The organism is Microcoleus sp. B3-D7 (genome assembly GCF_036705305.1).
Lineage (GTDB): Bacteria > Cyanobacteriota > Cyanobacteriia > Cyanobacteriales > Microcoleaceae > Microcoleus.
Map to the genome: position 1 here is coordinate 34,751 of NZ_JAUBUE010000026.1, position 23,841 is coordinate 58,591.

The 23,841-nt window shown below is 45.8% G+C and carries 22 protein-coding genes; 12 read left to right on the forward strand and 10 right to left on the reverse strand.

Annotation, left to right across the window (positions count from 1 at the left end):
* Positions 1–71: 71 nt before the first annotated feature.
* The 4 genes from QUB25_RS17910 to QUB25_RS17925 form a co-directional block, all read right to left on the reverse strand.
* Entirely contained in the window at positions 72–1,991 is a 1,920-nt protein-coding gene (locus QUB25_RS17910) for a pentapeptide repeat-containing protein (RefSeq protein WP_333184735.1), read from the reverse strand.
* A gap of 133 nt (positions 1,992–2,124) precedes the next feature.
* Positions 2,125–2,442 (reverse strand): hypothetical protein, encoded by a 318-nt coding sequence (locus QUB25_RS17915; RefSeq protein WP_333184737.1) that lies wholly within the window; start codon positions 2,440–2,442, stop codon positions 2,125–2,127.
* A 503-nt stretch (positions 2,443–2,945) separates the two neighbouring features.
* A complete protein-coding gene (locus QUB25_RS17920) occupies positions 2,946–4,343 on the reverse strand; it encodes a hypothetical protein (RefSeq protein WP_333184740.1) in 1,398 nt (465 codons plus the stop codon).
* 470 nt (positions 4,344–4,813) lie between these two features.
* On the reverse strand, positions 4,814–6,877 hold the full coding sequence (locus QUB25_RS17925) for a histidine phosphatase family protein (protein WP_333184743.1): 2,064 nt from the start codon (positions 6,875–6,877) through the stop codon (positions 4,814–4,816).
* Positions 6,878–7,585: 708 nt separating this feature from the next.
* Here QUB25_RS17925 and QUB25_RS17930 point away from each other — a divergent pair.
* The 3 genes from QUB25_RS17930 (at position 7,586) to QUB25_RS17940 (ending at position 11,603) form a co-directional block, all read left to right on the forward strand.
* On the forward strand, positions 7,586–10,063 hold the full coding sequence (locus tag QUB25_RS17930) for an ATP-dependent Clp protease ATP-binding subunit (protein ID WP_006632591.1): 2,478 nt from the start codon (positions 7,586–7,588) through the stop codon (positions 10,061–10,063).
* Between the two features lie 398 nt (positions 10,064–10,461).
* Positions 10,462–11,055: a signal peptidase I gene (gene lepB, locus QUB25_RS17935; RefSeq protein WP_333184745.1), complete on the forward strand. Its 594-nt coding sequence runs from the start codon at positions 10,462–10,464 to the stop codon at positions 11,053–11,055.
* Between the two features lie 224 nt (positions 11,056–11,279).
* Positions 11,280–11,603, forward strand: a complete 324-nt coding sequence (locus QUB25_RS17940) for a DUF1825 family protein (protein ID WP_190661255.1) — start codon at positions 11,280–11,282, stop codon at positions 11,601–11,603.
* Positions 11,604–11,694: 91 nt separating this feature from the next.
* On the opposite strand, the gene QUB25_RS17945 is transcribed toward QUB25_RS17940, so the two are convergent.
* The gene (locus tag QUB25_RS17945; RefSeq protein ID WP_333039726.1) at positions 11,695–13,614 is read right to left on the reverse strand and encodes a transglycosylase domain-containing protein; all 1,920 of its coding nucleotides are present in this window, start codon (positions 13,612–13,614) and stop codon (positions 11,695–11,697) included.
* A gap of 177 nt (positions 13,615–13,791) precedes the next feature.
* Between QUB25_RS17945 and tyrS the strand changes: the two genes are divergently transcribed.
* From tyrS to QUB25_RS17960, 3 genes are read left to right on the forward strand one after another with little or no spacing between them, the layout of a single operon-like run.
* Positions 13,792–15,024 (forward strand): tyrosine--tRNA ligase, encoded by a 1,233-nt coding sequence (gene tyrS / locus QUB25_RS17950; RefSeq protein WP_333062949.1) that lies wholly within the window; start codon positions 13,792–13,794, stop codon positions 15,022–15,024.
* Between the two features lie 45 nt (positions 15,025–15,069).
* Complete coding sequence (pyrF, locus tag QUB25_RS17955; RefSeq protein ID WP_333184749.1) at positions 15,070–15,780, forward strand: orotidine-5'-phosphate decarboxylase; 711 nt, start codon at positions 15,070–15,072, stop codon at positions 15,778–15,780.
* 37 nt (positions 15,781–15,817) lie between these two features.
* Positions 15,818–16,414 carry a hypothetical protein gene (locus tag QUB25_RS17960; protein ID WP_333184752.1) on the forward strand — a complete coding sequence of 199 codons (597 nt, stop codon included), beginning with the start codon at positions 15,818–15,820 and terminating at the stop codon, positions 16,412–16,414.
* Between the two features lie 428 nt (positions 16,415–16,842).
* Here QUB25_RS17960 and QUB25_RS17965 read toward each other — a convergent pair whose 3' ends face one another.
* Positions 16,843–17,289, reverse strand: a complete 447-nt coding sequence (locus QUB25_RS17965) for a hypothetical protein (protein WP_333062898.1) — start codon at positions 17,287–17,289, stop codon at positions 16,843–16,845.
* Positions 17,290–17,518: 229 nt separating this feature from the next.
* On the opposite strand from QUB25_RS17965, the gene QUB25_RS17970 reads away from it, so the two are divergent.
* A complete protein-coding gene (locus QUB25_RS17970; RefSeq protein WP_333184755.1) occupies positions 17,519–17,743 on the forward strand; it encodes a hypothetical protein in 225 nt (74 codons plus the stop codon).
* 102 nt (positions 17,744–17,845) lie between these two features.
* Here QUB25_RS17970 and QUB25_RS17975 read toward each other — a convergent pair whose 3' ends face one another.
* Positions 17,846–18,523, reverse strand: coding sequence for a uracil-DNA glycosylase (locus tag QUB25_RS17975; protein ID WP_333139633.1), 678 nt, complete (start codon positions 18,521–18,523; stop codon positions 17,846–17,848).
* 193 nt (positions 18,524–18,716) lie between these two features.
* On the opposite strand from QUB25_RS17975, the gene QUB25_RS17980 reads away from it, so the two are divergent.
* Both QUB25_RS17980 and QUB25_RS17985 read left to right on the forward strand, forming a co-directional pair.
* Positions 18,717–19,388 (forward strand): phosphoribosyltransferase family protein, encoded by a 672-nt coding sequence (locus tag QUB25_RS17980; RefSeq protein WP_333062723.1) that lies wholly within the window; start codon positions 18,717–18,719, stop codon positions 19,386–19,388.
* A 42-nt stretch (positions 19,389–19,430) separates the two neighbouring features.
* A complete protein-coding gene (locus QUB25_RS17985) occupies positions 19,431–19,721 on the forward strand; it encodes a hypothetical protein (RefSeq protein WP_333039735.1) in 291 nt (96 codons plus the stop codon).
* A 201-nt stretch (positions 19,722–19,922) separates the two neighbouring features.
* Here the strand turns inward: QUB25_RS17985 and QUB25_RS17990 are convergent, their stop codons facing one another.
* Both QUB25_RS17990 and QUB25_RS17995 read right to left on the reverse strand, forming a co-directional pair.
* A complete protein-coding gene (locus QUB25_RS17990; protein ID WP_333184760.1) occupies positions 19,923–20,306 on the reverse strand; it encodes a VOC family protein in 384 nt (127 codons plus the stop codon).
* A gap of 59 nt (positions 20,307–20,365) precedes the next feature.
* Positions 20,366–20,986 (reverse strand): histidine phosphatase family protein, encoded by a 621-nt coding sequence (locus QUB25_RS17995; protein ID WP_333184763.1) that lies wholly within the window; start codon positions 20,984–20,986, stop codon positions 20,366–20,368.
* A 55-nt stretch (positions 20,987–21,041) separates the two neighbouring features.
* Between QUB25_RS17995 and QUB25_RS18000 the strand changes: the two genes are divergently transcribed.
* Positions 21,042–21,509, forward strand: a complete 468-nt coding sequence (locus QUB25_RS18000) for a hypothetical protein (RefSeq protein WP_333184766.1) — start codon at positions 21,042–21,044, stop codon at positions 21,507–21,509.
* 145 nt (positions 21,510–21,654) lie between these two features.
* Here the strand turns inward: QUB25_RS18000 and QUB25_RS18005 are convergent, their stop codons facing one another.
* On the reverse strand, positions 21,655–21,981 hold the full coding sequence (locus QUB25_RS18005) for a hypothetical protein (protein WP_333184768.1): 327 nt from the start codon (positions 21,979–21,981) through the stop codon (positions 21,655–21,657).
* Between the two features lie 472 nt (positions 21,982–22,453).
* On the opposite strand from QUB25_RS18005, the gene QUB25_RS18010 reads away from it, so the two are divergent.
* Both QUB25_RS18010 and QUB25_RS18015 read left to right on the forward strand, forming a co-directional pair.
* A complete protein-coding gene (locus QUB25_RS18010) occupies positions 22,454–22,735 on the forward strand; it encodes a hypothetical protein (protein ID WP_190733754.1) in 282 nt (93 codons plus the stop codon).
* 218 nt (positions 22,736–22,953) lie between these two features.
* The gene (locus QUB25_RS18015) at positions 22,954–23,781 is read left to right on the forward strand and encodes a PHP domain-containing protein (protein WP_039886987.1); all 828 of its coding nucleotides are present in this window, start codon (positions 22,954–22,956) and stop codon (positions 23,779–23,781) included.
* Positions 23,782–23,841: the final 60 nt, after the last annotated feature.

Below are 23,841 nucleotides of genomic sequence, written 5' to 3' on the forward strand. Positions count from 1 at the left end.
TTCTACTAAAAGAGTCGTCACCCTTTTAGGAGAGTAGCGGACAAAAATGTCATAAAAAAGCTGGCATCAATTTATTTGTTTGTGACCCCATCTTCCAGAGACTTATACTTGGAGCCATCTGGCATAACAGCGCCTTCGAGCAAAGCACCACTCAGGTCAGAAATGCTAACTTTAGCACCTTTGAGATTTGCACCACTTAGGTAGGCACTCTTCAGGTTAGCACCACTCAAGCTAGCATCCCTCAAATTGACACCGCTCATATTTGCGTTACTCAAGTCCGCACAAATTAAATTAGCGCCGCTGAGGTTGGCACTACTGAGATTAACCTGACTCAAGCGAGCAAAACTCAGGTTGGCATCACTGAGATTAGCACCACTCAATTTAGCCTGACTGAGGTTAGCATTATTGAGGTTAGCGTGGCTCAGATTGGCATTACTGAGGTCGGATTCACTCAATTTGGTTTCACTTAGATTGGCCCGGTAGAGATTAATAGCTACTAACTCTGCACCAATAGCATCTACACCTCTGAGAGAAACACCATCTTCATTCAAATCTTGGAGTGCCAGAATTCTTGCATAGCTAACTTTTACGCCGTGTGCTGCATCAACTATACTCCAAGCTTGGTAATGAAATTGCTTCCGGCGATCCGGAGCTTCCTTAATGAATAAAATTAAAGCAACTACCATACTAAGAGCATCAACACTCTGCAAAATCTCTCCAATCAGAGAATTATCGTCTGCCGCCACATAAATTATGATGAACAGAAGTGCTGAAACACTAGCAACTAACCAGGCAGGTTGTGTCCAAAAATTATCAATGAATTTTTCTAAAATTCCTTTGAGAACTTCACCCAATCGCTGAATGAATGATTGACCTTGAAATTTCTGATAACTATCAGTTATTTTCGAGAGCGTTTTTTGGAGAATTTCACTATCCAACTGAATAGATACTAAAGGCTTTTTCTGTTCCTCGGTTGGTGGCGCGATCGGCTTAGATTCGTTCAGTAATTGTGTGTTTGATTCTTGTGGCTGATGGTGGGTGACCTCTTTTTTATCTGCGACAACGTTTGGTAAAGAATCTGCACCGGAGCCTTTTAACATCAAACCAGTAATTGCTCTGTAGGCATCTGTCCATGCCAGCTTTACTTCGGGAGTCCAATATTCTTGGAGATACTGCTCAAAAGACATCAGCAGTGCGTCTCCAACTGGACCATAATATTTGGGAATTACTCCATAGCCGATGTGTCTGCCTCCCAAGGCGTTGAGAACTAGCCCTAAAGCTTCTGGAGAGCGGAGATTTTCTACTACCAATACCAAAGCATTTATGAGCTTTTTCTGTTGCTTTTCTATATCAATATTGGCAAACAGCGGTTTAAATTCTGGGTGAGCGATGAAGAGGTTTTCGTAGAAGCTGGCGGCAAATTCATCAGCACAAGGTTTGATTTTCTCGAAACTGCTTTCCAGTATCTCTACGGCTAACTCTGGCTCTTTTTCGGAAACTGATTCTAGTTGGTGATTAGCTGCTATACTTACCTGCTTATCAGGAATAATCTCTGTTTCTAATTGAACTTCTTCAGGTGTAGTTTCTACACCTGCGCCTTTTAACATCAAAGCAGTAATCGCGCCGTAGGCATCGATCCATGCTTGTTTGACTTCCATAGTCCAATCTTGCTGGAGATACTGCTCGAAAGCACTCAGTAGTGCTTCTCCAACTGGACGGTAATATTTGGGAATTACTCCATAACCGATGTGTCTGCCTCCCAGTGCGTTGAGAACTGGCCCTAAAGCCTCTGGAGAACGGAGATTTTCTACTACTAAAACCAGAGCACTTATGAGCTTTTTCTGTTGCTTTTCCATATCAGTTTTGGCAAACAACGGTTTCAACTCTGGGTGAGCTGTAAACAATTTTTCGTAGAAGCTAGCGGCAAATTCATCAGCACTAGGTTTGATTTTCTCGAAACTTTGCTCTAAAAGTTCAACATTTAAAGACATATTTTTGTTTCTCTATTGAAAGTTGACGATCCCTTGTCTTTAGACAGGGTTTTTTAACTATCCGGCTCTGATGAATGCTTTTGGTAGAGTGTTTGAAACCTGAGAGTTTCTTTGCTGACACTAGAACCAGATATTACAAAGTCAATTTTTCCAACTCTTGCCCCAGGGTAGCCATAAACTCCTCTGCATCGTTGATGCCCATTTCTCCTAAAGCTTTCCACTCTTCACTGGTGTAATCTAAATCTAGTCCCATCACGTCTTGAGTCCAATAGGGCAAATTAGAGGGGTTTTCCATTAGCTCACAGGTGATCCTTAATATTTCAGTTCCGGTCATCTTTTGTCTAGCTTTTGTCGCCAAGCAAAAGGAAAGCAATTTCGCCAAATTACTTTGTGGTGGAATTGCTATTAGAAATGCCATATTTTGTGCTAGTACAAACTTGTCTAACTTCATTGGATATTTTCCTCTTTCTAGTTTTAAGGTACTCACGTAAGTATTTTTTTCGATCGATGAAACCAACAGGACTTACGCTGCATTCCTTCTATTATTACACTATCTATAGTAGTGTGCAACCTAAGCACCCTGCAAGTAGAATCTGTGCGTAAGTCCTAACCAATTTATATTACTACCTCAAAATTCAATTTTTATATTCTAGATATCGAATTGTTACAGTTGTTTATCATACCCATCTTCGTGGAAACTTGTATTTGCATTAGAAGAGTTGAGGTGGGGATTACAATTGATAAACTCTTCAATGTCATATTTGATTGTGTTGCAAAAGGATAAGGCAAGCATTGCGAGAAATAAGGAAATTAGTCCGATACTCCCTTGGAGTCGCTGCGCGATCGCACCTGCTGTCTGCTCTATCTGTGGCTGTGATGGTTTCAGTTCAATTTTTATCTTCACCCCTCAAAGTAGTAATTGCGCCACGCAAAAGGTGGCGCAAGCTAATAGCATTACTCTTGCATTCCCGCATACAGCAGTCGGACAAATAAGCGGACACCATCATCATTTTTTAAAGTTGAATAGGAGGGAGCTTCACTGTTACCGATCGCACGCAAATCCGAGAGCAGTTCTGGATGGAACTGGCAAGTAAACGAGCGTCGAATTTTTTTAGTTTCAAAATCTTTGTAATTAATGCAGGTTGCTGAACATTCGGTAACTATTTCACCATCTTCCTCTGCTGTTGAACAAAGAACTTCAATGGCGTCGGGCAGTTGTATTAGCCAACTCAGAGAACTACCAGCGATGATGTGCCGATAGGGAACGATAGCGTCATGAATACTGCGGAAAGCCCAGTTGGCAAACAATATTGCTTCTTCGTTGACTTCATCCGAATGAAACATCGAAATTGATACTCTGGCCTCATATTGAATTGTTGTGTCAATCACGCCTTCATGGCTGTCGGCTGTGACATCATGAGCATGAATAATTTCCCAAGGAATACCTAAAGCATCGCCGTCGGGAGACTGATAAGGCAACAACACACGATCGCCAACTTCTTTTAATTCATTGCGCGTCACGGCAAAATGCTCGTCATTCCAGCCATTCGCAACCACTCGTCCATCACGCTTTTTGACTTGGAGTGTCTTGCCCATTGCTTCAATGCGCTGGCAGACTTCTTGCAACGATCTGAGTGCTTTACTCTCCTTATCACGTTCTAAAGATGTCATATCGAGGACTTGTTTGACTGCACGCCGGATGAGTCGGATGTGACATTCAGCAGCTAGTTGGTGTCCTACACAGATAAAGATGGCGGGGGCGCTGGTGGGCGATCGCGAAATCAGCAATTTTTCCACTAATGCAAACATATCCTCTCGCGGACAGGCCGGACTTGTCCAGGTGGAGGCATCGTATGTTGATGGATCGCCACCTTCGACTACCACTGCATAACCAGAGTTAATTGCGGGAACAACTATTTCTGGATCGAGGACTCCGGTTGACCAAACGGGTAGTAATACTGAGTCCATATCGGCGACTTTTTGAGCAATGTAGGCGACATTTTTGGAAGCCCGAACATCTTCGCCAAGAGCGTTAAGGCCTACGTGTTCCCAAGGTTCGATGATAGTTATACAGTTGCGTAACAAATTGGGATGCAACAGTAGAAACTCCAAGTCTGACTGTGAATTAATCACTTTTTCTAAAGGCTTGGCGTGTCCCCACTCAAAAATGCCGTCGCTGGCAAATAGTTGTTTTTCTACCAAGGGGTCTTCAGAGTTTCTATCGGCTAAAAAACGACCTAACAAAATATGTGCTGATTCAAAATCCGATCGGCCTTCATGCAAGTAGCCAGGAGTGAGTCGCCAATCGGTTGTGGTGGTTTGATAATTATTAAATTTGATAGCTTCTACCATTTTTTATCTACACTTTGTAATCCGAAAGTAATAAGTTGATTAGTTTGATTATGTCTTTATCCCATGTTCTTGGGATTTTAACCAGTTAGTCAGAGCAATAGCTGTTGATGTAACAGCAGCTCCCACCCTTGCCCGGAAAATTACTAGAATCAGACAGGAATCTTGTGATCCCCTTGATAATAAACCTTACCATAGTCGTCGAGGTTAATGAAGTAATCTGTGGCGACTAAGCGCTTATCGTCTTCGGTTAGCTATATCAAATGTAATTCCGCATTTGGGGCCAGGTTTCCGATAACTAATATTCCAGCGATAAATTTTCTGGTCAAGCGTGGGATTTTTGCCAGAGAGCGTTTCCTCGGTAGATGTAAATAAAAGGGTAGAGTTGGTTTTCGGTTGTGCAAATTTCCTAGGTTTTGTGCCTTGAGTACCCCTACCCTAAGCAAAGATGTTATGGCTTATTGAGCCAAAGTTTAGATTTGAGCAACGTTAAGGTTAGCCACCAACCCATAGGTTGATACATACTCTTCTAATTCTGCTAAATCGACAGTGCCATTTTTATCGGAGTCAAGAGTATTAAAAAGATAATCAGTGATGTAGCTTCTGACTTCTTCAGAGCTACGTTCGCCAGTTGTCATATCTTCAATTAGCCCTAACAGCTCCATAATCTCTGAGCGTTCGAGCGTCTTAGTTCCATCCGTATCCAATTGCAGGAAAAGCTTTTTGATATCTTCTGTTGCCACTCTCGAAGAACGCAGTGTTTCTCTCAGTATGTCATTGCCAAATGAATTCATGAACAATATCTGTTCGATGAGTGGTATGCAGAAGAACCCCAGCGCTGCCCAAAAAATTGCATATTTTACGGCTTCTGGATTTGCAGTTGCACTAACTCCGATGAAAAGAGCCGCCCAAAGGAAAAAGTTTGGATTCACAAGTAGGATATAAGCATCCCGAGCTTCTGCCTTACTTAGCTTGCCTTTTGTAAATACTGAAGTTAATGTAGCTACTAGGCGCATCGAGACAAACACTAAAGTTGCAATTGCTAGTTGTTGCAGACAGGCTAGGGAGCGGTTCGGATCGGTTGAAGAAAATATATCCGAAATGAAGGTTGATGGAGTAAACTGAAACCCCGTTGCCAAGGCCATGAATGCGACCGCAAGCACTCCGATGAATTTCCAGTTTTTACTGTGGTGATTTGATTCAACCGGGGATTTATCGCGCCAAAACTGGGCGATCGCTCCCGGTATTGCCAGACCTAAAATTAGAATGACGCCGAAAAAGATCAGGCTATCAACGTTAATGGGTAAATTGGCAACCTTCAATGTACCCAGAAGCACCAGTGGAGCAACGATTGATAACGTTCTTGACAAAAGAGCCGAGGGATAAAGATTACCGCCCCAAAGCACGGATAAAACTGGGGAAGTAAGGGCTGGCGGAACCATCCAAAACAGCACCCACAAAACTTTGTACAGATCCGCTTCAGTCTGATACAAAAATCCAGAAAATATTAAAAATAGCCCAACTGCCCATCGCACTGCCATCCACCCGTAAACTAGATACTTCACAGTAGAGGTTACTTTGCGTTTACTCGCTGCAAAGTCAATGTCTAGGTAGGTATAAAACGTTGAGGCGGCTAGACACGCAACGATTATTGCTCGAAATAGCGCTGACGGAATCGCTCCTGCTGCGGCAGTGATTGCCCCTACCAAGCTTCCCAGCAAAAAGGCGGCAGCATAGATCAAAATCGCCCACATAATTGAAAGATCGTTGATCTCTTTACGCAGGGAAGCAGCACCGCCGGATTCCTTATCGCGAAACTTGACGAGATCCACACCGCTGAGAGCTTTACCGTTGGGGAGTTTCAGGTGTTTATAAGCAGTAGGCGGTAGACCGCTTAAGTAAAGTGCTAGAGGCTCCAATACATATTGGTGGCACACTACTAGAACTGTTTCACCACGTTCCAAGTGCGGTACAACCTTGTCCTCGTAGAAACGGGCAGCGCGAGAGTAAACTTGGGCAATCTTTTCGCCAGCCGGGGGTGCTTCGTTGTGCGAGTGCAACATTTCCTCGAAGCCTTCGTAGCCCAGTGCTAGACGCAGCAGATTTAGGTTGCGACCCGCAAAAATGCCAAAGGATTTTTCACTAATTCGATGGTCGATTTGAACGGGAGTATCGGGCGACATTAGTGCTTGACTTTCAGCAAGGGCGATTTCACAGGTTTGCCGTGCGCGTCTCATGTGGGAGACATATACTGCGTCAAACTTTGTACCTTTTTTCTTCAGGTCAACACCTGCACGGCGCGCCTGCAATCGGCCAAAGGATGTGAGGTCAACATCCAGAACTCCTGCAAAAATGTTGCGTTCGTTACTGGTACTTTCACCGTGCCGAATAAAGTAGACACGTCCTAGCTGTTCTGCATTGAATTCTTTTGATGAAGCAGCAGAAGTTTTTGTGACTGCATCCTGGAATTTACCTGTAACTTCGATCGAGCCATTTTCGGTACTTTCTACCTGGTCATCTAAGTTTCTAGTGTTCATTATTTACTTTCACTACGCTTTAAACAGGATTTAGATTCTTTTCCAAAATTGAAGTTTCAGACTTTTAAGTTAGACGCGTTAACGACCAAAGCACTCTGCTACGAAGGCCTGGTCTTAGACCGTGCTGAGTATAGTGTGAGCCAAACCCTTCGGAGTGTATCAACACTCACTAATTGCTCAGGAGCGATCGCACAACTGACAACAGGAACAATACCCAAATCTTCAACGAATCGGGGGCAAAATTTTAGATGAAGAAAGCCCAGCTCGCTCTCACCCTCCCAAACCAACAGATTCTTGAGATGGACAACAGCTTAAGGGTGAGTTTAGGGGATCGATCGTGAATCTAACTAATAAGTTTTGTACAAAACCTGGCCTGTCACTTGGAGAAATATCCATTTTGCGCCTGCATGACAGCCAAAAAGATTATGCTAGAATCCATCAATACGCAGTCGTAGGTTGGGCACGGGCCGAGAAGAGCAATCTTCTTGCAGTCTAGGGGAGGTTGTAGGTCAGCCACCATTTGGGTCTTCCCAGTTGAAAGCCACCCTGCAACATGAGCCTGGAATCTGCAACCGCAGCCGAGTGCGGCAGATAGGTTGGGAGTGTCGCGCTAGAATAAGCAGTACGAGTTAACACTCGAACACAAACGCTCGTTGTGCGAGCGTGACCTCGAAACGGGCACATAGCAGCAGGTGATGGGAATAAATCATGTTTGAACGCTTCACAGAAAAAGCAATAAAAGTAATCATGTTGGCCCAGGAAGAAGCTCGCCGCCTGGGTCACAACTTCGTAGGGACAGAACAGATCCTCCTGGGTCTGATCGGTGAAGGAACCGGGGTTGCAGCAAAAGTCCTCAAATCAATGGGCGTCAACCTGAAAGACGCGCGCATTGAAGTGGAAAAAATCATCGGGCGCGGTTCCGGCTTCGTAGCAGTCGAAATTCCGTTCACCCCCCGCGCCAAGCGGGTTCTAGAACTCTCCCTAGAAGAAGCTCGCCAACTCGGACACAACTACATCGGCACTGAACACCTGCTGCTGGGCCTGATCCGCGAAGGTGAAGGAGTAGCGGCCAGAGTCTTAGAAAATCTGGGAGTAGACTTGTCGAAAGTCCGCACCCAAGTGATTCGGATGCTGGGAGAAACCGCAGAAGTCGCAGCCACTGGCGGCGGCGCTCGCACCAAAACTCCAACTCTCGACGAATTTGGAGCCAACCTTACTCAAATGGCGGTCGATGGCAAACTAGACCCAGTAGTCGGACGCCAAAAAGAAATCGAACGGGTAATTCAAATCCTGGGTCGCCGCACCAAAAATAATCCGGTGCTGATTGGCGAACCGGGAGTTGGTAAAACTGCGATCGCCGAAGGTCTCGCCCAACGCATCGCTAACAACGACATCCCAGATATCCTTGAAGAAAAGCGCGTCGTTACTCTCGACATCGGCTTGCTCGTCGCCGGTACCAAATACCGGGGCGAATTTGAAGAACGCCTCAAAAAAATCATGGACGAAATCCGCACGGCGGGTAACGTGATTTTGGTGATTGACGAAGTGCACACTTTGATCGGTGCAGGTGCGGCTGAAGGGGCGATCGACGCAGCGAACATTCTCAAGCCGGCTTTGGCTAGAGGCGAGCTCCAGTGTATCGGCGCCACCACCCTCGACGAGTACCGCAAGCACATCGAGCGCGATGCAGCCCTAGAACGGCGCTTCCAGCCCGTCATGGTCGGCGAACCCACCGTTGACGAGACGATCGAGATTCTCTTCGGCTTGCGAGAACGCTACGAACAGCACCACAAGCTGAAAATCTTGGATACAGCCCTCGAAGCTGCAGCCAAACTCTCTCACCGATACATCTCCGATCGCTTCCTCCCAGACAAAGCAATTGACTTGGTAGACGAAGCTGGTTCTAGAGTCCGCTTGATCAACTCCCAACTGCCCCCCGCAGCCAAAGAACTTGACAAAGAACTCCGCCAAGTCCTCAAAGATAAAGACGAAGCGGTGCGTTCTCAAGACTTTGACAAAGCCGGCGAATTGCGCGATCGAGAAATGACGATCAAAGCCGAAATTCGGGCAATTTCCCAAGCCAAAAAAACCGACTCGGCCCGCACCGGCGAAACCGACCCATCGCCAGTAGTCACCGAAGAAGATATCGCTCAAATCGTGGCAAGCTGGACGGGCGTCCCGGTAAACAAACTGACCGAATCCGAATCCGAAAAGCTGCTGCACATGGAAGATACCTTGCACCAGCGCTTGATCGGACAGGAAGAAGCAGTGAAAGCCGTTTCCCGCGCCATTCGTCGCGCTCGCGTCGGCTTGAAAAATCCCAATCGCCCGATCGCCAGTTTCATCTTCTCCGGGCCCACCGGCGTCGGCAAAACCGAACTCACCAAAGCCCTAGCCGGCTACTTCTTCGGTTCCGAAGACGCGATGATTCGGCTGGATATGTCCGAATACATGGAACGTCACACCGTCTCCAAACTCATCGGTTCTCCTCCAGGCTACGTCGGCTACAACGAAGGCGGCCAACTCACAGAAGCAGTCCGCCGCCGTCCTTACACCGTCGTGCTGTTCGACGAAATCGAAAAAGCCCACCCCGATGTCTTCAATATGCTTTTGCAAATATTGGAAGACGGTCGCTTAACAGATGCCAAAGGTCGCACCGTGGACTTCAAAAACACGCTGCTGATTATGACCTCAAACATCGGTTCTAAGGTGATTGAAAAAGGCGGCGGCGGTCTCGGTTTCGAGTTCAGCGACAACCAAGCCGATGCTAATTACAACCGCATTCGTTCTTTGGTTAACGAAGAACTCAAAAACTACTTCCGCCCCGAATTCCTCAACCGACTCGACGAAATTATCGTCTTCCGCCAGTTGAACAAGGAAGAAGTCAAGGAAATCGCGGTCATCATGCTCAAAGAAGTGTTCGGTCGTTTGACAGAACAGGGAATCACCCTGGAAGTCACCGAAAAATTTAAAGAACGGCTGGTAGAAGAAGGCTACAACCCCAGCTACGGAGCCCGACCCCTGCGCCGCGCCATCATGCGCTTGCTGGAAGACAGCTTGGCTGAGGAAATCCTTTCTGGCCGCATCAAAGACGGCGACACCGCTGTTGTCGATGTGGGCGAGGACGGAATTGTTAAGGTGCTGCAAGGTCAAAAGCGGGAATTGCTGCCCCAAGGCGCTGAGTAAGATTGAGTAAGTGCGATCGCGAGTTAAGTTTGGAAATAACCTATCTCGTAATCGCAAACAACTCAAAATCCTCACATAAAAAAGGTAGAGAATTTAAATTCTCTGCCTTTTTTATGAGTTAATATCAAGAGGAGAGTTATGGCATAAATCTTTGATTGATAGGGAAACCCCAGATGCAACGCAGATGCTTTTCAAGATTGTTTGCGAATGCCTGCACTTCACGTCTAGTAATTAACAGCGACATACTTCAATGGTAAGCTGGACAGCATTTAAATTGTATATTTTGCGCGGGTTCGCGTGCCCAGCTCGCTCATGGTTGGATTATTTCTTGAGATGCAATTTAAATGCTGAGCGAGCTTAATCAGATAATTAGTGGCAACTATATAGCGAGGACTTTCATGACATCTGAAAAAAAGAATTTGGGTACAGAAGTAGCAGAAAATCCGCCTAAAAGCTGGTGGCAGAAAGCGTGGAAGTCGCAGCGAGAAAATCTTCAGATAGTGATTATTGCTTTGAGTTTAGCAATAGTGATTCGAGCCTTGGTCGCCGAACCGCGCTACATACCCTCAGATTCTATGGTACCCACTTTGCACGTGGGCGATCGCGTCGTAGTCGAAAAAATCTCCTACTACCTAGAACCTCCCAAAACTGGCGACATCGTAGTATTTGCCCCGCCCGAAAAGTTGCAAGAACAAGGCTTTACCCAAGACCAAGCATTCATCAAGCGGGTAATTGGCTTACCGGGTCAAACCGTCGCCGTTAAAAAAGGTTTAGTTTATCTCAACGACAAACCCCTCGTCGAAAAATATATTGCCGAACCTCCTAAATACCAGTGGGGGCCTTATCGCGTCCCAGAAAATGAATACTTTGTGATGGGAGACAACCGCAACAACAGCAACGACTCCAGCAGGTGGGGATTTTTACCTAAGCAGAATATCATCGGCCGCGCTGTAGTGCGGTTTTGGCCTCTAGAACGCCTCGGGGAAGTTTAAAGTCAGTTGACTGTTGACAGTTGACTGTTGACAGTTGACTGTTGTCATCGCAAGCCCAATGCCCAATCTCCCATTCCCATGCCTTATGCTGTACGGAAATTTCTACTTATTGTTGCGCCTTAAGGGGTAGGGACTTCCTCCGGCAACTGATAAAATAGTAGAAAAAGCAGCGGGATTTCTCGCCTAGATCAAAATTAGTAGAATATTAAAAAATTAGGAAAGCTATGGGATTTTTTGATTCAGAAATTGTTCAGCAAGAAGCCAAGCTGTTGTTTGAAGACTATCAATCTCTCATCAAACTAGGTGGCAATTACGGCAAATTCGATCGCGAAGGCAAGAAAATGTTCATCGCTCAGATGGAATCGATGATGGAGCGCTACCGTATTTTTATGAAGCGCTTTGAGCTGTCGGAGGACTTCATGGCTCAGATGACTGTAGAGCAGTTAAAAACACAGCTCAATCAATTTGGCATCACGCCCCAGCAGATGTTCGATCAAATGAACTCAACGCTGGAGCGGATGAAATCTGAGCTGGAAAAACAGTCTTAGTGTCAGAAGGAAGAAGGAAGAAGGAAGAAGGAAGAAAAAGAAAGTATTCCCAATGCCCAATGCCCAATGCCCAATGACAAATGACTGATAATTAAGGCCGCTCAAAAGATGAAGCAGGTTTGAAACTTTCTGCGGGAACGCCTTCCAAAGCTTGGCTCATAAAATCACGCCAAACAGGGGCGACAATAGTACCACCAGTAGCACCGTAGCTCATCGGTCTATAATTGTCGTTGCCCATCCAAACAGCCACCGACAACTGCGGCACGTAACCCACAAACCAGATATCCCGTTCTGAGGAAGTTGTACCAGTTTTCCCCGCAGCCGGCCGCCCAAGTTGAGCCGCCCTTGCCGTTCCGCTGCTAATTACCCCTTGTAGAGCGCTATTGACAGATGCCGCCGCCCAGGAATTGAGAACTAATTTGGGTTTGGGCGTATTGTCGAGCAAGACATTGCCGCTGCTGTCAGTAACTTGCACGATAAACGTGGTGTCAGAATGCCAGCCGTTGTTCGCGAAGGTAGCAAAAGCTCCGGCCATTTCTAAAGGAGTGAGGTCAACGGCACCCAATGGCAAAGAAATCACCGGTTCCATCGGACTTCGGATGCCGAGCACGCGGCAAATCTCAATCACTTTATTCAATCCGACTTCTTGGCCAAGCTTGACGGCGGGAATGTTTAGAGATACTTCTAAAGCTCTGCGGATGCTGACGGCACCGGAAAAGCCGCCACCGTAGTTTTGAGGGTAGTAGTAGCCGTCGCCGTCGCGGTAGCCGACAGGGGAGTCGTAGACAACTGAATCCGGGCCGTATTTGCCGCTAGCAAAGGCAGCGTAGTAGATAAAAGGCTTAAAAGAAGATCCGGGCTGGCGGCGTGCTTGAATGGCGCGGTTGAACTGACTCTTTTCATAATCGACGCCGCCAACCATTGCTTTGACGAAGTGGGTGCGGGGATCGACGGCGGCTAGGGCAATTTGACCTTCCTCGCGATCGTAAAACAGCCCTTGGTAGTAAAGGCGATTGTGCCACGCTTTGACGGTTTCTTCGGCTATGCGCTGCATTTTGAGGTCGATAGTGGTTTGAACGCGCATTCCTCCCTTAACCACGGCATCTCGCCCGAAACGCCTTGTTAGTTCCTGGACTACGGCTTGTGTTACGTAAGGAACTTGAGATCCCCCAAAAGAGGTAATTTTGCCTAGCTTAATTTTTTCCTGGCGGGCAGCAGTCTCTTGGGCCGGCGTAATCCATTTAAGATCCTTCATGCGGCCTAAAACGAGGGTTTGCCGCTCTTTTGCCAACTTGTAATTGACGAAAGGACTGTATTCTTCGGGGGCAGAAATTAAGCCTGCCAGCATCGCTGCTTCCGAAAGAGTCAAATTACTTGCTGATTTGTTGAAATAGCTTCGAGAGGCTGTCTCTACGCCGTACAAGTTGTGCCCTAAGTAGATTTGATTCAGGTATAGTTGCAGAATTTGGTCTTTGTTGAGAATTTGCTCCAAGCGGATAGACATTACCGCTTCAGCTACCTTGCGACTAAATTTTGACTGGGGAGATAGAAACAGGTTCTTGACTAGCTGCATAGTCATAGTCGAGCCGCCTTCAACGGTTCTACCTTTCTCTAGGTTGACTATGAGAGCTCGGGCTATCCCGCCGGGGTTGATGCCTTTGTGGGTGAAGAAGTTGCTATCTTCGATCGCCAGAACAGCTCGTTTCAGGTTCGGGGAGATTTGGTCAAGGGGTACGACATCCCGGTTGGCTTCGTCGTGGATGCTGGCTAGCGGCTTGCCGTTGATGTCGTAAATGTGGGTAGTTTCTGTGGGAGAGTAGGTTTGCAAGATCCGAACATCTGGCAAATTGCGGAAGCTGATCGCTAAGCCAACCAGTCCGCCAGCGACTACGGAACTGGCAAGCATTGTCATGCTGAGTATGGTTCCGGCGGTCACTTTACTGACTGACTGAACAAACTCGAATACGGGGGCTGAGTTTTCCGTGTTATTGCGGACTGCGTTGGTTGACACGTGGATTTCACTTCCTCACTCGATTTGGGGTTTAAGACTTTTAATTTTAGATGCGAACCCTAGAGACTGTCAGCTAAGGAAAGCCGATCAGCTTTGGGATTATAGTAGCTTGATAGTTATGTTTTTATGCGTCAACCAGTGAGTGTAACTAATTCTGCTGCACTTTGGCAAAATAATATGATGGACGATCGCTCCCCGATGATAACTCCTAACCTTTCAGCGCTTTACCGCGGCGTCAGTGAGATTTTTCCAGATCGACCTGATTCTAGCAACCCTGACGAAAATTTAGCCCAACTGCTGGCAAAAGCCGATCGACCTTTGCGCGTCAAACTCGGAATTGACGCCACAGGGGCGGACATTCACTTGGGACACAGCATTTGCTTCCGCAAGCTGCGGGCTTTTCAAGATGCTGGTCACACAGCGGTACTGGTCATCGGAGATTTTACCGCCAGAATTGGCGATCCGACAGGTAAGTCGGAGATGCGTAGCCAGTTGACGGCAGAACAAGTGGCGGAAAATGCCAAGACTTATTTAGACCAAGTGCGTCCGATTCTAGATTTTGACACACCAGGACGTTTGGAAATTCGCTACAACTCCGAGTGGTTGTCGAAATTGGATTTGGCGAAGATTTTGGAACTGCTGAGGACGATGACGGTGCAGCAGATGCTTGCTAAAGAGGGATTTGATAATCGGATGCAGCAGGAAAATGCGATTTATCTGCATGAGTTTCTGTATCCACTAATGCAGGGTTACGACTCGGTGGCTTTGGAAGCAGATTTGGAGTTGGGGGGAACCGACCAAAAGTTTAATATTGCGGTGGGGAGAGATTTGCAGCGGCATTTTGGGATGAAACCGCAGTTTGGTTTGCTGATGCCGATTTTGATCGGGACTGACGGGGTGCAGAAGATGTCGAAGTCTTTGAACAATTATGTGGGTTTGTCGGAAGACCCGCTGACGATGTATTCTAAGTTGGAGAAAATTGCTGATAGTTCGATCGCCCAATATTTTGAACTATTGACAGATTTGCCACTTGATGAATTGCCAGAAAATCCGCGAGAAAAACAGAAACTTTTGGCTTTGGATGTGGTACGCCAGTATCGGGGGAAGGAAGCGGCGGAACGCGCACAACAAGATGCAATTGCGCTGGTTAAAGGTGCTGCTGGACAAGCTGATGCAGTGCCCGAGTTTTCTTTGGCAAACGTCCAGTTTCCGGCTAAGTTGTTTTATATTCTGAGTGCTAGCGGGCTGTGTAAAAGCAGCGGTGATGCGCGGAAGTTGATGCAGGGCGGCGGGGTGAAGTTGGAGGGCGATCGGGTTTCTGATGTGAATCTTACTTTTGAATCACCGGCTGATTTATGCGGTAAGGTTTTGCAGGTTGGGAAGAATAAGTTTGTGCGATTGGTGTCTTGAATCTCTTTTTTAACCGCAGATGAATACTGAAGATGAATACTGAAGATGAACGCTGATAATCGAATTATTGTTGCTTTGGATGTTTCGAGTCAAGAAGAGGCGATCGCACTTCTGGACAAACTGCCGCAAGTATCTTTCTGGAAAGTCGGTTTGGAACTGTTTGTGAGTTCCGGGCCGGGGATTTTGGGAATTTTAAAACAGCGGGAAAAGCGGATTTTTCTCGATTTGAAGTTTCACGATATCCCGAATACTGTGGCTGGTGCTTGTCGGGCTGCTGCTAAGTATAAGGTGGATTTATTGACGATCCATTCTACTTGTGGTAAAGATGCTTTGAAAGCGGCACAGTTGGCTTTGACTGAAGGGGCGGCGACTGTTGATCAACCGACTCCTAAGTTGATTGCAATTACTCTATTGACGAGTTTGAATTCGCGACAGTTGGCTTTTGAGTTGAAAATACCTTTGGAGTTGCCGGAATATGCTTTGCACATGGCATTGTTGGCTAAGGAAACGGGTTTAGCTGGTGCTGTTTGTTCTCCGCAAGAAGTGGAACAGTTAAGAATGAGTTGCGGGGATGATTTTCTGTTAGTTTGTCCCGGTGTGCGTCCGAAATGGGCTGATGGAGGCGATCAAAAGCGATCGATGACTCCGAAGGCTGCTTTGAAAGCTGGTGCGGATTATCTGGTGATTGGGCGGCCAATTACTGCTGCGCCCGATCCAGTGGCGGCTTTTACCCGTATTTGTGAAGAGTTGGAGTAACAATAGAAATGTTGTTTTTTACCGCCGATAAAAGCCGATGAACGCCAATAAAATTTTATCTGCGTTTATCTGTGTTTATCTGCTGATATCTGCGGTTGGAACTCCGACTTGGGCAGTTAATTTTGTGACAAATGATACTAACAGTATCAATGCAAGTCGGTATGGTTTGTTAGTGCGATCGCCCTGTCCCGCTGATTTAGAAACTTTGGTCGATCGCCTGTTGCAAGATTTGCCGAGTTATGCTAATCGCGTAATTGTGCGATCGCACTTTTCTCCTAACACTAACACACCGCCCGGTTACGCGCTGCCGCAAATAATTTTAGCCGGCCGGCCGGAGTTTGAACCGTTACCTTTAAATTTTGAAGATGCACTTCCTGAAAATGCCAGTCAAGTTTTTATTACTACTTTGGAACGGCAGTATCGCGGGGGAGAACGAGTCGAAATTCAGCAATATCATTGGCTGTTTTTAACTAAAACTGAGAAGGGATGGGAATTAGTAAAAATTGTTTCTCGGTTTGGTACTGCGGCGAATATTCGTCCTTTATTAAGTCAAGATAGTGCCAGCGAAATTGGTGAGGCTATTCGTTTGTGGTTGCGCGATTGTCATGCAAAAAATAAGTTGTCTCGCAACTAAATTGTATTTTTTGGGCGGGCGAGACGCCCACCCCACATGAAATAATTTTTATTGTGGAACAGGCATCTTGCCTGTTCCGGACAGAAAATAATTTTATTGTGGAACAGGCATCTTGCGGTTGGTTGTGGGTTGGGGTCTAATTAACAGTCTGGATTGGAGCAACTTCATGTCTTTTGTTAGTTCTAACCCTTGGGTTGGAGTGCCGATGCTTGTAGGACTTATACCTGTGTCATTACTTGTACCTCTTTTTTTAATAACACCTTTTTTTATAATATATAATGTCCGCTGTTAATAAATCACGAGGTGGAAATAGATAAGTTAGAAATTCCGAAGATGTTTGGCCTTCTAAATTAGGAAATACTCAATTCTAAATCAAAGGATAACCCGTCAAAAGTACATTGTGACCTAAAAATTTATCTTCATGGTGCTCAGTATTTCAGCGTTTCCTTGACTCCGAGTTTGCTTGGCTCAAAGAGAGAGACCATTCGACAGAATTTATGGAATACTGTGTAATACTCTTCCCCACTATCAAGATCGTGCCAAAATCTTTGGTTGTGCAGTGCTTCTCTTGCATAATAGCCAAATGTGTACAGTGCAATTTCCTTTTTCATTATACCAGACATAATCATAAAGTAAATCTCTTCCAAAAAGCAGATAAATACCTCTTTTTCCTGTTTTGTGACTGATATGCTGCTAGAGCTATCTTGCAAAAGCTCACAGACTTTCTGGATTGACTCGTTCTCATCGAATCTTTTGCTCATCTCATGAAACTTCTCATATCTACGTATCCTATTGAGATCTACGAACTCAAGAATGCCTTTCACAAAAGCTAGGATTCCTATTAGTCCACCAATAGCTTCAATAAAGTTGTTCATGATTATATATCAAATGGGAAGAGATGATAATTATTCCCTATTATACTGCAATACTCCGGACAGTTTTTGGAACGATACTACAAGCTTTACAGGGTAAGGATCATAAAAAAGTCGAATTAAATGTAAGTCAGGCGTGGAGCTGACATTGATTTAATTATCTACAGTGGCTCAAAGCCAAGCGAGCATAAGCCATTGGGCCATATAAAAACTGTCCCGACTATTGATACTGATGATCGGCAAAAAAGTCATGGTGGGGTTCACCAGTATTTATACTCATCGCAAAAATGACACGCTCCCCATCTTGCGGGCGGGCGAGACGCCCACCCCACATGAAATAATTTTTATTGTGGAACAGGCATCTTGCCTGTTCCTGACAGAAAATAATTTTATTGTGGAACAGGCAAGATGCCTGTTCCTGACAGAGGTATCAGAAAATCCACGAATTTTTGGTTGAGCGATTTACAGTGGGGAGTGGGTTTACGAGATTATCTGTTTTAGCCAATTATAGTTGGGGAAACCCGCTCATACAAAGCACAACAAAAAATTATTACAATTGCTATTTTAATTCATCCAATTTAGCCTTAATAGCCTGCATATCTTGCCACATAAACCATTTCGGAGTCTCCGGTTCACGGGAGGGGTTTCGCAGCAAGTAAGACGGGTGAAAAATTGGCATACACAAACGATTTTCCCATTCAATCCATTGACCTCTGATTTTACTAATGGGCCGCTTGTCGCTTAGCAAACCTTTGAGGGCTGTTGCACCGGTTAATAAAATAATTTTGGGGTCTAAGATGCGAATTTGTTCGAGCAAGTAAGGTTTGCAAGCTTCGATTTCTTTTGCTGTCGGAGGGCGGTTGTTGGGAGGGCGACATTTGATGACGTTGGCAATGAATACGTCGGTTTCTGCACTCAATCCCACAGATTCTAAAATCTTATCTAACAGTTTGCCCGATCGCCCGACGAAGGGCAATCCGGTTTCGTCTTCGTTTTGTCCGGGCGCTTCTCCCACAATCAAAATAGAGGCTTGAGGATTGCCGCGCCCGATGACAGCGTGAGTGCGCGTATTGCCCAATTCGCAGCGGTAGCAGCGGTTGCAGTGCTCGCCTATTTGTTCCATATTTTGATAAGTGCCGGGAGGGATGGGAATTTTGGCATTTGCTGGTATTGAGTCTGTTTGGAAAGTGGCACTTTGATTGTTGTCAAAAAGGCTGAGTTGCAAGTCGCTGGACATACATTTTACAATTAGGGAGAGATTTTGGAGTCTAGAGTTTATAGTTTAGATCGGGTTTGGTGATTTGAGATTGGCTAGATGCTTGTGTGCGATGCTGTCGATTCGCTACGGGATAGCTACGCTCGCGCGTACAATCTCCAATTAACACTGGCACAATCTCCAATTGTTTGGTTGAGCTCGTACAGGCAAAAATATGTTCTCTAACCCGTTTTTTGACGATCGCGCCGATGCAGGCGAAAAACTGGCCGAGGCAGTTGTGGACGAGTTCGGCAAGTTGAGTTTAATGACACAGAAGGCGGTGAAACCGATTGTTTACGCCTTGCCGCGCGGGGGTTTGCCCGTTGCTGTGCCGATTGCGCGCCGCTTGGGCTGTCCTTTGGATGTGGTTGTCGCCAAGAAAATTACTCGCCCCGATAATTTAGAATTGGCGATCGGGGCTGCAACTGCTGACGGTCACGTCCTCTGGGAAAAGCAAAAGCAGCACAATTTACGCTTGCAAAAATCAGCACTGCCCCTGGCTCAAAATAATGCTCAATCTCTGCTGGCAGATTTGTCTCCTGGACGCCCAAATATCAGCGCCGCTGGGGCTTTGGCGATTTTGGTAGATGACGGGATTGCTACGGGGATGACGATGGCTGTGGCGGCTAAGGCTTTGGAGTCGCAGCAACCGCTGGCTTTGTGGATTTGCGCGCCTGTCGCCCCGGCAGATTTAATGGGATTTTTGGCCCAAATGGGCGATAAGTTGATCGTTCTGGAGACTCCTCACCCTTTTTACAGTGTCAGTCGCTTTTATGGGCAATTTCCGCAGGTTGAGACGGCGGAGGCTTTAAGGTGTTTGCAGCAACAAACTGAATGGCGATCGTAGGTTAAGCTAGAAGGCTAAATCCAAAAGCTCGATCGCTAACACATGAGACCTTGGCAATATTGGTTGGACACTTTGATTCTGTCTACTCAGCACAATCCGCCTCGGTTTGTTGAGTTGGTGATGTTGACTTTGGCGATGATTTTGCTTGGGCTGTGGAGTGTAACATTGCAGTGGCAATATTTAACGCTGTCTCTGAGTTATATAATTGGTTCGTCTTTTTCAATTTTGGTGCGGGAATCGATCGGCCCGCAGCCTCAATTTCAGCTAACTCACCTGACAGCATTGCTGTTATTAATTATCAGTTTTTATAGTTTTGCTGAACTGATTAGATAGTTAAGGGAGTTTTGAGTTGTAGAGGTAAACTTTATAATGTAATTGCGAAGGTGGTGAAGCAATTGCATAACTTATATAGCAATCCTCAGCGGCTTGTGAACTAGATGTTTTTTTGAACGAACCGCGAAGATGCGTTCGGCGAAGCCGTTCCCGAAGGGTAGGAAGAGAAGAGAAGATCGAGAGTTCACCAATAATTAGCCCTCATCCTACATTCTCCTGGGATTGATGTAAAATTATGCGGTTCCCGGCAGGATCGAAGGCATAGATTTCTAGACCGTGAGAAGCTTTGATAATTTCTCCGTTGGGCGGATAACCTAAAGCCCAAATTCGGGCGATCGCAGTTTCGAGATCGCTGACTTCCAAACAGAGACTCATGCCTGTTTTTGTTCGATTTGCAAATTCTGATTTGTGGGAATCTTTGGGTTTGAATATGCCGAGTCTTAAGCCTGGGAGTTGAAATTCAGCATAAGTATTGGGAATGTAAGGGTTTGGTTCTATGTCGAGAAATTTTGTGTAAAATTTAACGAGAACTTCCTTATCAAGGTCTGCTAAAGTCACTAGGGCGGCGCTGTATTGGAAACTCATATAAATTGGCAATGGGAATTGGTAAGGGAAAATTAATAATATTATAACTTTTTATATATTTAAAATCCTCCAATTCGTCCGACTATTTGGATTTTACCTTGTCGAGCGCTTTTGAGAATCACAGCTTCGCCGCTTTGCGGTACAATATCAGTGATAGCGGTAATATTTACTTGATGAGTTACCATAATAACCGCGCCCTTAGTGTTGCGGTTGTCAACAATTAATTTGCGGATTGTCGCTGTTTGTTGGGCTTCTTTGCTGCTATCGCTAAAGAACGAGTTCAACGCTGGGAACGGTTCGACTTTGCCTAAATTTATCAGTTTTGCTGTTTCCAAACACCTACACCACTGACTGGATAAAACTCTGGCAACTTTGATGTTGCGGTTGCGAAATTCGGCTGCAATTTGCTTGGCTTGGGTTCTTCCCTGTGCTGATAAATTGCGCTGGGTGGAACAGTCACCCAACTTAAAGTTAGCAGGATCTCCCGTACCTGGGGCGATCGCGTGTCGCATTGCTACAACCAACCCTGCCTCACCCCGCTGCAACAATTGCCACCCTGCTTGAGTTTGGGCGTTCGTTGCTGCGTCAGAACTGGCAGTTGCAGTAATTAAGCCGATCGACAATACTAAAGCTAGCGATCCGAAAAACCATTTCCAGTTGAGGTCAATCCGCGCAGCCATTGGTGCAGAAGTTAGGAATTAACTTATCATATTATAATACAACAAATATTGCTCTATGGAACTCACCAATTTTATTGCTCTGTCTGTCATTATTGCCCTCGTGCTGGGGATTGGGTTTGGAACAATGACTTGGGCTTACTTCGGCAAGGGCAGCATTTCTGTACTCTTTAAAGAACCAATTTTAACTTACCCAGAATTTCCCGATACCGACAGCGGCAGTAAAGCTTCCGTTTATTTTCAACAAGGAATTGAGGCTTATCAGTCGGGAAATTACCGCAAAGCTAAAGATAAATTTACCAGTGCTGTAGAACAAGTTTCAACTTTAGCAGAAGCTTACCACAATCGCGCCTTGGCTTGTGCGAATTTGCGCTCGGATGAGGAGGCAGTTGCAGATTTGATCCGTGCCAGCGAATTATACCAACAGCAGGAAGCTGGATTTGCAATCGACACGATTAAACAAAATCTTGCCGCCTTGAAGCAGCGCAAATTAGAACGAGAAAAACAAAAAGCAGTTGCGCCATAAATTATTATGTTCGGTCAGTGGAACTCAACCCAAACCTAGAGTTGTGGTCTGAAAAACCCGGTTTCTTTGTGGTTGGGAGAAACCGGGTTTGTTTACAGAAGTTTTATTAAAGTTGAAAATCAAGATTTAACCTTCTCCAATTCAACTAAATTGTTCTGGAAGCTTCTATTTGGTCGATTTTAGCAATCATCATTTCTCGGCTAGGTGCCACAACTCGATAATTAGTAATGGGATCGTAAGCTTCCCACTCTTGAGTCACTTCGCTGTCTTGCCACAAAAACCATTCCCGGTAAATTTCGCCGTCATCAATGTCGCCACACAATGGCAGCCAATCATCTCCTCCCAAATTATCAAAATCTCCTCCTACTAAATCAATCCAAGCTGCAAGGATACAAGAGTCAATAGCATTATTGTTAACAGCAACGGTGTTATATTCAAGAGAAGTTTCGGGAAAACAAAGTGTGGATTTCATAAGCTGTACCTGAATGTTATGTTATTAATTTATAAAAAAATCCTCTAGGTCAGTGACAGCAGAAGGCCACTATCCTAACCTCCACAGTTCCCACGTCGAAAAACCTTGACACCCAAAGCGCTCAAATGCCTCTGCTGTATGACTTGAGACCGCTTTGAGTCAAGTCGCTACACAGGCTAAATTGAGCCACTTTGCCAAGTGGCATAGAAGAAAGCCCGATCGGCCAAATATTGCTGGCGAAGGCTCTCGCGCATTGAGGAGCAAAGACAGCGCGACTGCCAATTGTATACTGGGTAAGTTGGCGAGTTTCCGTACAGTTTGTGTGGTAAAATTAGCAGTAACCGGACTTTCGTACCCACAGCCTCGTTTGGTGAAAATCTTTCCAGCGAGCTTTCCAATCGTGGTGCGATCGCCAGTTTTAATTTATTGTTAATTTTGCCAAGTCCCGATCGACTGTTAGGGAAAAAAAATTATGCAAGCAACCAACCAAGAAAGAATTATCGATCTGACAATCCACTATACCAACGGCAAACAGCAACACTTCCAGTTCAGTGCGCCAGAGGGAACAGTAGGAGAGCAAGCAACTTTAGGCACTCGCCTGCACAAAATGTTGACAGCAGACCCGATAATTCTCGAATTGGCAGATAAACTGGTAGTTATCCCAGTGCACAACATACAAAGTATTGAAATATCGCCGATTCCTCCCAAATTGCCAGAGGGTGTCATTTCCCCAATGCGAGAAATTAAGAAATAGCTAAGGTGTTCGGCATCTAAATTCAACTGCAAAGACGGGCAAGAGACCCACCCCACGCAAGCTTTTAATAAACAGCAATGTCCCAATTAAAGGCGCGAAAACTTATTACAGCTAACAGATTGAAATTACCCAAAAACTTGTCGATCGCAGGGACGATATATGTCGCGTGAGTGAGGGGAATAATTGCAGGTTTTACAGACTTTAACTTACCCGAAAAAATGCTAGAGCTCCACTGCCACACTACTTATTCCGACGGCACTCTCACCCCTGCCGAACTCGTAGCCGCCGCCGCGTCTTCGGGGGTTCGCGCCTTGGCCGTCACCGATCACGATACGATGTCAGGTTGGGATGAAGCCTTCGCCGCCGCTGCTTTGCACGGTATCGAAATAGTCCCCGGACTCGAACTCAGCACCGTTCACAACGGCAGATCGCTGCACATTTTAGGTTTTTATCCCGATGCAAATAAGTTGCGCGTTCCTTTGAACGATCGCCTGGAAGGAAGGTTTCGCCGCTCGCAGGAAATGGTCGAAAAATTAGCAGCAATGGGATACGCGATCGAACTGCCAAAAACATCCCCAGGAATGGCACCGGGAAGGCCTCACATTGCCTCTGCACTTGTAAAAGCCGGTCACGCCAAATCATCGCGGGAAGCATTCGATCGCTGGCTGGGAGATGACGGCCCGGCTTATGTTCATTACGAGAAATTCTCGATCGTCGAAGGCATCGATTTACTGAAGAGTTGCGGCGCAGTACCAGTGTGGGCTCATCCTTATTTATTTCGCGGCGGTGCTGTTGAGGAAGTCTTAAAAGAATTAGTAGATGCTGGTTTAATGGGAGTTGAAGTATACCATCCCAGCCACAGTTCTAGCCAAATCCAAAAGTTGAAAGATTTGTGTCTTCATTACGGTTTGCTGGCAACTGGTGGCAGCGATTATCACGGCCCCGATCCTGAAAGGAAAGCAGCAGATAGCACCCAATTGAATATGCTGCATTTGCCGTTAGAATTGCTCGAACCGATTAAAGTTGCTGCGGCGAGTTTGAAATAGTTTTTTAGGACGAATTTTGCCGACGTATACAGTTGTCAAAAAAAGGAATTGTTTACTTTT

Excerpts from the sequence above, each read along its gene's own strand:
- QUB25_RS17970 (WP_333184755.1), top strand. The coding sequence starts at position 17,519 with ATGATCGGCAAAAAAGTCATGGTGGGGTTCACCAGTATTTATACTCAT.
- QUB25_RS17995 (WP_333184763.1), bottom strand. The coding sequence starts at position 20,986 with ATGGCTGCGCGGATTGACCTCAACTGGAAATGGTTTTTCGGATCGCTA.
- QUB25_RS18015 (WP_039886987.1), top strand. The coding sequence starts at position 22,954 with ATGCTAGAGCTCCACTGCCACACTACTTATTCCGACGGCACTCTCACC.
- QUB25_RS17910 (WP_333184735.1), bottom strand. The coding sequence starts at position 1,991 with ATGTCTTTAAATGTTGAACTTTTAGAGCAAAGTTTCGAGAAAATCAAA.
- QUB25_RS17930 (WP_006632591.1), top strand. The coding sequence starts at position 7,586 with ATGTTTGAACGCTTCACAGAAAAAGCAATAAAAGTAATCATGTTGGCC.
- tyrS (WP_333062949.1), top strand. The coding sequence starts at position 13,792 with ATGATGGACGATCGCTCCCCGATGATAACTCCTAACCTTTCAGCGCTT.
- QUB25_RS18005 (WP_333184768.1), bottom strand. The coding sequence starts at position 21,981 with ATGAAATCCACACTTTGTTTTCCCGAAACTTCTCTTGAATATAACACC.
- QUB25_RS17960 (WP_333184752.1), top strand. The coding sequence starts at position 15,818 with ATGAACGCCAATAAAATTTTATCTGCGTTTATCTGTGTTTATCTGCTG.
- lepB (WP_333184745.1), top strand. The coding sequence starts at position 10,462 with ATGACATCTGAAAAAAAGAATTTGGGTACAGAAGTAGCAGAAAATCCG.
- pyrF (WP_333184749.1), top strand. The coding sequence starts at position 15,070 with ATGAACGCTGATAATCGAATTATTGTTGCTTTGGATGTTTCGAGTCAA.
- QUB25_RS17915 (WP_333184737.1), bottom strand. The coding sequence starts at position 2,442 with ATGAAGTTAGACAAGTTTGTACTAGCACAAAATATGGCATTTCTAATA.
- QUB25_RS17940 (WP_190661255.1), top strand. The coding sequence starts at position 11,280 with ATGGGATTTTTTGATTCAGAAATTGTTCAGCAAGAAGCCAAGCTGTTG.
- QUB25_RS17990 (WP_333184760.1), bottom strand. The coding sequence starts at position 20,306 with ATGAGTTTCCAATACAGCGCCGCCCTAGTGACTTTAGCAGACCTTGAT.
- QUB25_RS17985 (WP_333039735.1), top strand. The coding sequence starts at position 19,431 with ATGAGACCTTGGCAATATTGGTTGGACACTTTGATTCTGTCTACTCAG.
- QUB25_RS17975 (WP_333139633.1), bottom strand. The coding sequence starts at position 18,523 with ATGTCCAGCGACTTGCAACTCAGCCTTTTTGACAACAATCAAAGTGCC.
- QUB25_RS17920 (WP_333184740.1), bottom strand. The coding sequence starts at position 4,343 with ATGGTAGAAGCTATCAAATTTAATAATTATCAAACCACCACAACCGAT.
- QUB25_RS18000 (WP_333184766.1), top strand. The coding sequence starts at position 21,042 with ATGGAACTCACCAATTTTATTGCTCTGTCTGTCATTATTGCCCTCGTG.
- QUB25_RS17965 (WP_333062898.1), bottom strand. The coding sequence starts at position 17,289 with ATGAACAACTTTATTGAAGCTATTGGTGGACTAATAGGAATCCTAGCT.
- QUB25_RS18010 (WP_190733754.1), top strand. The coding sequence starts at position 22,454 with ATGCAAGCAACCAACCAAGAAAGAATTATCGATCTGACAATCCACTAT.
- QUB25_RS17925 (WP_333184743.1), bottom strand. The coding sequence starts at position 6,877 with ATGAACACTAGAAACTTAGATGACCAGGTAGAAAGTACCGAAAATGGC.
- QUB25_RS17980 (WP_333062723.1), top strand. The coding sequence starts at position 18,717 with ATGTTCTCTAACCCGTTTTTTGACGATCGCGCCGATGCAGGCGAAAAA.